The 6,924-nt window shown below is 74.1% G+C and carries 8 protein-coding genes; 7 read left to right on the top strand and 1 reads right to left on the bottom strand.

Annotated elements, in window-relative coordinates; translation table 11 throughout:
• Window positions 1-87: 87 nt before the first annotated feature.
• Window positions 88-735, bottom strand: a complete 648-nt coding sequence (locus tag E1298_RS42090; RefSeq protein ID WP_131902981.1) for an FMN-dependent NADH-azoreductase — start codon at window positions 733-735, stop codon at window positions 88-90.
• Window positions 736-833: 98 nt separating this feature from the next.
• Here E1298_RS42090 and E1298_RS42085 point away from each other — a divergent pair, with 98 nt between their 5' ends.
• From E1298_RS42085 to E1298_RS42055, 7 genes are all read left to right on the top strand, one after another.
• Window positions 834-1,436, top strand: coding sequence for a TetR/AcrR family transcriptional regulator (locus E1298_RS42085; protein WP_131902980.1), 603 nt, complete (start codon window positions 834-836; stop codon window positions 1,434-1,436).
• Between the two features lie 104 nt (window positions 1,437-1,540).
• A complete protein-coding gene (purU, locus tag E1298_RS42080; RefSeq protein WP_131902979.1) occupies window positions 1,541-2,389 on the top strand; it encodes a formyltetrahydrofolate deformylase in 849 nt (282 codons plus the stop codon).
• A 120-nt stretch (window positions 2,390-2,509) separates the two neighbouring features.
• Window positions 2,510-3,124 (top strand): DUF6286 domain-containing protein, encoded by a 615-nt coding sequence (locus E1298_RS42075; RefSeq protein WP_131902978.1) that lies wholly within the window; start codon window positions 2,510-2,512, stop codon window positions 3,122-3,124.
• Between the two features lies 1 nt (window position 3,125).
• Entirely contained in the window at window positions 3,126-3,698 is a 573-nt protein-coding gene (locus tag E1298_RS42070; protein ID WP_131902977.1) for a hypothetical protein, read from the top strand.
• Between the two features lie 658 nt (window positions 3,699-4,356).
• A complete protein-coding gene (locus tag E1298_RS42065; RefSeq protein WP_131902976.1) occupies window positions 4,357-5,958 on the top strand; it encodes a sensor histidine kinase in 1,602 nt (533 codons plus the stop codon).
• Window positions 5,955-6,626: a response regulator gene (locus E1298_RS42060; RefSeq protein ID WP_131902975.1), complete on the top strand. Its 672-nt coding sequence runs from the start codon at window positions 5,955-5,957 to the stop codon at window positions 6,624-6,626. Before E1298_RS42065 ends, E1298_RS42060 begins: the two co-directional genes overlap by 4 nt.
• A 62-nt stretch (window positions 6,627-6,688) precedes the next feature.
• Complete coding sequence (locus E1298_RS42055; protein ID WP_131902974.1) at window positions 6,689-6,868, top strand: hypothetical protein; 180 nt, start codon at window positions 6,689-6,691, stop codon at window positions 6,866-6,868.
• Window positions 6,869-6,924: the final 56 nt, after the last annotated feature.

Here is a 6,924-nt window from a genome sequence, read left to right as displayed (position 1 = left end):
GCGGGCGGGTGAAGCTCTCGGTGGGCCTGATGCTCTGCGAGAACGCGATCTCGACCAGCCCGGCGAGCCCGAGCAGGATCCAGCCCATCAGTACGCCGCCCCGAGCTCGCGGGCCGCGCGCAGCGCCCCGGCGTACGACGCCTCGTGGCTCGCGCGCAGCGCCGCCAGCGCCGGGTCGAGGCGCGAGTTCACCAGCTCGGCGGCCACGGCCGCGACGTCCTGCACCCCGAAGTGCCCGGCGAAGAAGTCGCGCAGGTACCGCTCCTGGTGGTCGTAGGGCTCGCGCGGCGCGCCGGGCGCGTACGAGCCGCCGCGCGCCGAGACGATCACGAACCGCCGCCCGGCCAGCGACATCCGCGGGAACGTGACCTGGTCGATCCACGCCTTGAGGGACGCCGGGACCGTGAAGTTGTACATCGGCGCGGCGATCAGGACGACGTCCGCGGCGACCAGCTCGTCCAGCAGCGGCTCGACGACCGCCCACGCCTCGGCCTGCGCGGGGGTGCGGACGGCCTCCTTGTAGCGGCCGATCTCGGTGATGCCGTTGGCGAGGATGTGGTCGCACAGCTCCGTCCACGCCTCGCCGATGAACGGGACGGGTTCGGCGGCCAGGTCACGGTGGACGTAGTGCCCGCCGGGGTTCGCCTCGCGCCACGCGGCGGCGAACGCGTCCCCGACTTCCCGGCTGAACGAGCGGCGCCGTGCGCTGGAGTCCAGGTGAAGCAGCGATGTCATGAATCCTCCTCGTTAAGTGGACGCAATGTCCGCTTGATGACGATAACTCTATCCGGACACATTGTCCACTTCATGCCGCGTCGGTTACAGTCACCGGCATGAACCGCCGTACCGACCTGCTCGCCGGACAGCCGGGCGGCGGCGACGCCCCGCCCCGCGAGCGCGCCGACGCCGCCCGCAACCGGACCAAGGTGCTCGACGCCGCCGCCGGGCTGTTCGCCGCCCGCGACCCGCGCGCCGTCACCATGGACGACATCGCCAAGGCGGCGGGCGTCGGACGCGGCACGCTCTACCGGCGCTACCCGGACACGACGTCCATCGCCCTCGCGCTGCTGGACGAGCACGAGCGCCACGTCCAGGAGCGGCTTCTGCGCGGCGACCCGCCGCTCGGCCCCGGCGCGCCCCCGGCCGACCGCCTCGCCGCCTTCTACGCCGCCATGGTCGAACTGCTGGAGGCGCACATCGACCTCGTCCTCGGCGCCGAGGCGGGCGGCGCGCGGCTGACCACCGGCGCCTACGGGTTCTGGCGCGCCCACGTCCGGATGCTGCTGGCCGAGGCCGGGACCCCCGGGCCGGACGCGCTCGCCGACATCCTCCTCGCCCCCCTCGCGTCCGAGGTCTACGCGCGGCAGCGCGAGCAGGGCCGGACGCCGGAGGAGATCGCCGGGGCGCTGGCCCGCCTCGCCCGGCGCGTCCTTTGACCTCCGCGCGGCGGCGTGGAACGGCCCCAGGACGGGGAAGGGCGACGTAAGCTCGTATCCCGCCTGCTCAGGCGGCCCAAGACCATCGCCGCGAGAGTGAGACCGTGAACGAGTATGTGCTGACGCTGTCGTGCCCCGACCGGCCGGGGATCGTCGCCTCCGTCTCGGGGCTGCTGGCCGAGCGCGGCTGCAACATCCTGGAGAGCCAGCAGTTCGGCGACCGCGACACGGGCACCTTCTTCATGCGGGTGCAGTTCACGGGCCCGCCCGGCACCGACCCGGACGAGCTGCGCGGCGCGTTCGCGTCCCTCGTGCCCGAGCTCGGCCTGGACTGGCGGCTGCACGACCTCTCGTCCCGCCCGCGCGTCCTGATCATGGTGTCGAAGGGCGGCCACTGCCTGAACGACCTGCTCTACCGGCAGCGGTCCGGGCTGCTGGACGTCGACATCGCCGCGGTCGCGTCCAACCACCCCGACCTGCGGCCCCTCACCCAGTCGTACGGGATCGACTACCACCACCTGCCCGTCGCCCCCGGCGGCAAGGCCGCGCAGGAGGCGGAGGTCCTCGCGCTGGTCGAGCACTACCGCGCCGACCTGGTCGTCCTCGCCCGGTACATGCAGATCCTGTCGGACGACCTGTGCGCCAAGCTGCCCGGCATGATCATCAACATCCACCACTCGTTCCTGCCGAGCTTCAAGGGCGCCCGGCCCTACCACCAGGCGCACGCCCGCGGCGTGAAGCTGATCGGCGCCACCGCCCACTACGTGACCGCCGACCTGGACGAGGGGCCGATCATCGAGCAGGAGGTCGCCCGCGTCGACCACACCCACAGCCCCGAGGATCTGGTCGCCGTCGGCCGCGACGTCGAGTGCCTCGCGCTGGCCCGCGCCGTCCGCTGGCACGCCGAGCACCGCGTCCTCCTCAACGGCGACCGGACGGTCATCTTCCGCTGACGGCCGGTCGATCCCGGCACCGATCGCGTGAGATGTCGGCATGGCGTGTTTCACTCCGCGTGACAATGCCTCACCATGGGTAACGATGTCCGGACGTGCCGACGGTTCACGGGGGTGGCTATGGCCGAGTCTCTGGTCAGGGACCTGATCCACGAGACACAGAGCAGGCAGCGGGCGCGGCGGCTGGCCGCCCGGGAGTTCCGGCCGCGCCGGGCCGTGCCCGGACTGGTCGCCGCCCTGCTGGTGACCGTGGCCGGAGGGGCCGCCGCGATCGAGCTGCTGGCGGCCGCGCTCGGGTCCGGCGTCCACCCGGTGCCGGGTGCGGCACGCCTGGTGGACGCCCTCGGGCGGCTGCCGTGGAAGGCCCCGGGCGTCCGGGCGAGCGCCGGGGCGATGGCCGCGGCCGGGCTCGCCCTCCTGCCCGCGGCGCTGCCCGGCCGGGTGCGCGGCGTCCCGCTGGACGGCTCCGACCCGCGCCTGGCGGGCGCCCTCGGGCGCGCGTCGCTGCGCCGGGCCCTGGCCGACGCGGCGCTGGGCGTCCCGGGCATCGAACGCGTCCGCGTGCGGGGGCCGGGCGTGTTCCGCGGGCGGCTCGTCGTCCGGGCCGACACCCACTACCGCAACCCCGCGAACCTCGCGGAGCTGGTGCACTGCGCCGTCGACGACCGGCTGGACCGGATCGAACCGATGCACCGGCCGCGGATCGATGTCCGGCTGGGCTGGCGGAAGGACTGACATGAGGGTCGCGATAGCGGTGACCGGGACGGTGCTGCTCACCTGCGGCGCCGGTGCCCTCGTACTCGGCCTCGGCGGTTTCGACGGCCTGGGCGACCTGGCGGCGCGCCCGCCGCTCGATCCGGCGCTGGTCCGGTTCGCGGACGGCAACCCGTGGCTCCTGCCGGCCGCCGCGTCCGTCGCGGCGCTGCTGTCCCTGGCCGGGCAGCTGTGGCTGGTCGTCCAGGGCCGGGCCCTGGTGCACCAGTGGCGGCCCGACGTCGACCCGCACACCCGCGAGGCCGCCCGCGACGCGGCGGGCGCCCTGGTGCGCGACGCCGGGGCCCTGCCCAGCGTCCGCGAGGTGCGCGTCCGCCTGACGGGCACGCTCACCAGGCCGCGCCTGCTCCTGAACGTCGTCTGCGACCGCGACGCCGTCCTCGGCGAGGTGTACGGGGAACTCGGCGCCGGCCCGGTCGAGCGCTACCGCCGGACGGTCGGAATGCCCGACCTCCCGGCGATCGTCCGCTTCCGAATGACCTCCCCGCACGCCGGCCACCGCCGCCCACGCCAACCCGACCCGGAAACCGCCTAGTACGGGGAGTGGGGCTCGCTCGCCGGGCGCAGAAGTGAAGACCACCCGGCGCGGGGCGCGGAGATCGCCTGGCGGGGGTGCGGAGATCGCCTGGCGGGGGTGCGGAAGCCGCCTGTTGCGGGTGCCGTCCGATGCGGGAACCGCCTTCCCGCGCGAGCGGGGTTGTTCGATCGGTCCAGTGGGGATGACCGCCTAGCGCCGGGAGCGGGGCGAGTTCCGGCGCTAGGCGGTCGTCGGCACGCCGGGGCGGCACCGCCTGGGCGCGTCGCGCCACCGGCCACCGCCGCCGCGACGACGTCGCGAGTCAGGAATGCGTCCAATCCCGTCCAAGACGGACCATTGCGGCGGCCTCGTCTGGCAGGGTGAATCCTGGTGCCAGGCCGCCGGGACGGTGTACCACGGCATCCGGGCAAGGGAGGGTGCCCGTCCGGGACCTGCCCTTGCGCAAGGGCAGGTCCCGGACGGGCACTCTCGCCTGGGCAGACGCCCATGCGCTCGCGGATGGCGGGCACATGCACACGTTGGGCGCCTGCGCCGGTGGGAGCCGTGCAGGTCTGGGGCCGTGCACCCGTGACTATGCGCTACCCGGTGTGCACGGTCACCCTTGTGTACATTTCGTTCACGGTTCTCGTCGAGACGAGAAGGGTGCGAGTGGCAGATGCGGCGTCCCAGATGGACGGCGCTCGGGCGCTGGAGCGTGGCGCGGCAACTGCTCGCGCTCCAGGCGGCGATCGTCGGATTGCTCGTGGTGGCCGGTGCGACACTGGCCTACCTCGACGTCCGGCGCGCCGCCGACGACCGGGCGCGGCAGACGGTCGCGGTGGTCGCGGCGGTCATCGCGGACTCGCCCAGCGTGCGGACCGCCGTGACCAAGCGCGTCCCCAGCCGGTCCCTCCAGCCGTACGCCGAGCGGGTCAGGCACGACACCGGTGTCGACTTCGTCACGATCATGAGCCCGGCGGGGATCCGCTTCACCCATCCCACCCCGTCCCGGATAGGGCAGCGGTTCATCGGCAACACCGCGCCCGCGCTGGCCGGGCGGTCGTTCACCGAGACCTACACCGGCACGCTCGGCCCGTCCGTCCGCACGGTCACCCCGGTCTTCGACGACCGGCACCGGATCGTGGCGCTGGTCGCGGTCGGCATCACGATCGAGGCGATCTCCGCCGACCTCCGCCAGCGGCTCGTCACGCTGGTCCTGGTCGCGGCGGCGGTCCTGGCCGCGGGCATGGCCGGCAGCTACCTGGTGTCCGCGCGGCTGCGCCGCCAGACCCGGGGCGTCGCGCCCGGCGAGCTGAGCGAGATGTTCGAGTACTACGAGGCGATCCTGCACTCCGTCCGCGAGGGGCTCCTGCTGATCGACCGCGGCGGGCAGGTCGTCCTGTGCAACGACGCCGCCCGCGAACTGCTCGGCCTGGGCGCCGTCCCGCGCGGGCGCCCCGTCGCGGGCCTCGGCCTGTCCCGGGAGCTGGCCGCCGCGCTGGTGTCCCCGGAGCCCCGGTCGGACGAGATCCACCTCGGCGACACCCGCGTCCTGGTGGTCAACACCTCGCCCGTCCGGTCGGGGGACCGGACGATGGGCAACGTGGTCACCCTGCGCGACCACACCGAGCTGCAGGGCCTGACCGGCGAGCTGGACACGGTCCGCGGGTTCGCCGAGTCGCTGCGCTCCCAGGCGCACGAGGCCGCCAACCGCCTCCACACGGTGGTGTCGCTGGTGGAGCTCGGACGGCCCGCGCAGGCCGTCCGGTTCGCGACCGCCGAGCTGGCGACCGCCCAGCGGCTCACCGACCGGGTCGTCGGATCGGTGACCGAGCCGGTGCTGGCCGCGCTGCTGCTCGGCAAGTCCGCCGAGGCCGCCGAGCGCGGCGTCGAGCTCGTCATCACCGAGGACACCGCGATCGAGGGCGTCATCGAGCCCCGCGACCTGGTCACGATCCTCGGCAACCTCATCGACAACGCCGTGGACGCCGCCATCGAGAACGCCGACGCCCGCCCGCCCCGCGTCGGCGTCACGGCCGGGACCCGGGACGGCGAGCTGGTCCTGCGGGTGTCCGACAGCGGGCGGGGCGTCGACGCCGCCGCCGTCCCGGAGATGTTCCGGCGCGGCTGGACGACCAAGTCGTCCGGCGGCCCCGTCGGGCACGGCCTCGGGCTCGCGCTCGTCGGGCAGGCCGTCCGGCGCAACGGCGGCCACATCGACGTCGGCCACGACGACGGCGCGGTGTTCACCGTCCGGCTCCCGGCGGGCGCGCGATGATCAGGGTTCTGATCGTCGAGGACGACCAGGTGGCCGCCGAGGCGCACCGCTCCTACGTCGAGCGGGTCGAGGGGTTCACGGTGGCCGGCGTCGTGCACTCCGGGGCGGACGCCCTGCGGTTCTGCGAGCGGACCGCGGTCGACGTCGTCCTGCTGGACTTCTACCTGCCCGACACCCACGGGCTCACGGTGTGCCGCGCGCTGCGCGCCGGGGGCCGCGACGTGGACGTGATCGCCGTGACGTCCGCGCGGGACCTCGCGGTGATCCGCAGCGCCGTCTCGGTCGGGGTCGTCCAGTACCTGCTCAAGCCGTTCACGTTCGCGTCCCTGCGCGACAAGCTCGACCGCTACGCCCGGTTCCGCGAGCAGGCCGCCCGGACCGGCGAGGTCACCGGTCAGGCCGACGTGGACGGGATGCTCGCCACGCTCCGCACCCCCGACCACCTCTCGCTCCCGAAGGGCATGAGCGGCGAGACCCTCCAGTCGATCACCGAGGCGCTCGCCGGGGCGGCGGGCGGCCTGTCGGCCGCCGCGGCCGCCGACCTCACCGGCGTCTCGCGCGTCACCGCGCGCCGCTATCTCGAATACCTCGCCGAGAACGGCCTCGCGCACCGCCGTCCCCACTACGGTCAAGTGGGCCGGCCCGAGGTCCGGTTCTATCCCGGGTAGACGTCAACCTGCCGGGGTACCAACGAGACGAACGATTCGTCAGTGACACCGGGGGAGTTGTGGTGAACGACAAGGCGGACCGCGAGACGACACGGCCCGAGCCGGGCACGGCGGAGCCGGGCACGGCCAGTCCGGCGGGCAAGGAGCCCAAGCCCCACACCGGCAAGGACGCCGACGACGCCAAGGCCGCCAAGAAGAAGAGCGACGCCGCGAGGAAGATGCGGGAGATGTTCAAGGGCTGAGCCCGGACGGGGCCGGGCGGCCACCGCGCACCCCGGCCCCGCGCCTCCACCCCGGC

Origin of the sequence: Actinomadura rubrisoli (assembly GCF_004349215.1) — a bacterium.
GTDB classification, from domain to species: Bacteria; Actinomycetota; Actinomycetes; order Streptosporangiales; family Streptosporangiaceae; genus Spirillospora; species Spirillospora rubrisoli.
This window is presented reverse-complemented; position numbering and strand designations above follow the sequence as displayed.

Coding starts and splice junctions, on each gene's coding strand:
- E1298_RS42090 (WP_131902981.1), bottom strand. CDS start 735: ATGACATCGCTGCTTCACCTGGACTCCAGCGCACGGCGCCGCTCGTTC.
- E1298_RS42085 (WP_131902980.1), top strand. CDS start 834: ATGAACCGCCGTACCGACCTGCTCGCCGGACAGCCGGGCGGCGGCGAC.
- E1298_RS42075 (WP_131902978.1), top strand. CDS start 2,510: ATGGCCGAGTCTCTGGTCAGGGACCTGATCCACGAGACACAGAGCAGG.
- E1298_RS42070 (WP_131902977.1), top strand. CDS start 3,126: ATGAGGGTCGCGATAGCGGTGACCGGGACGGTGCTGCTCACCTGCGGC.
- E1298_RS42065 (WP_131902976.1), top strand. CDS start 4,357: ATGCGGCGTCCCAGATGGACGGCGCTCGGGCGCTGGAGCGTGGCGCGG.
- E1298_RS42060 (WP_131902975.1), top strand. CDS start 5,955: ATGATCAGGGTTCTGATCGTCGAGGACGACCAGGTGGCCGCCGAGGCG.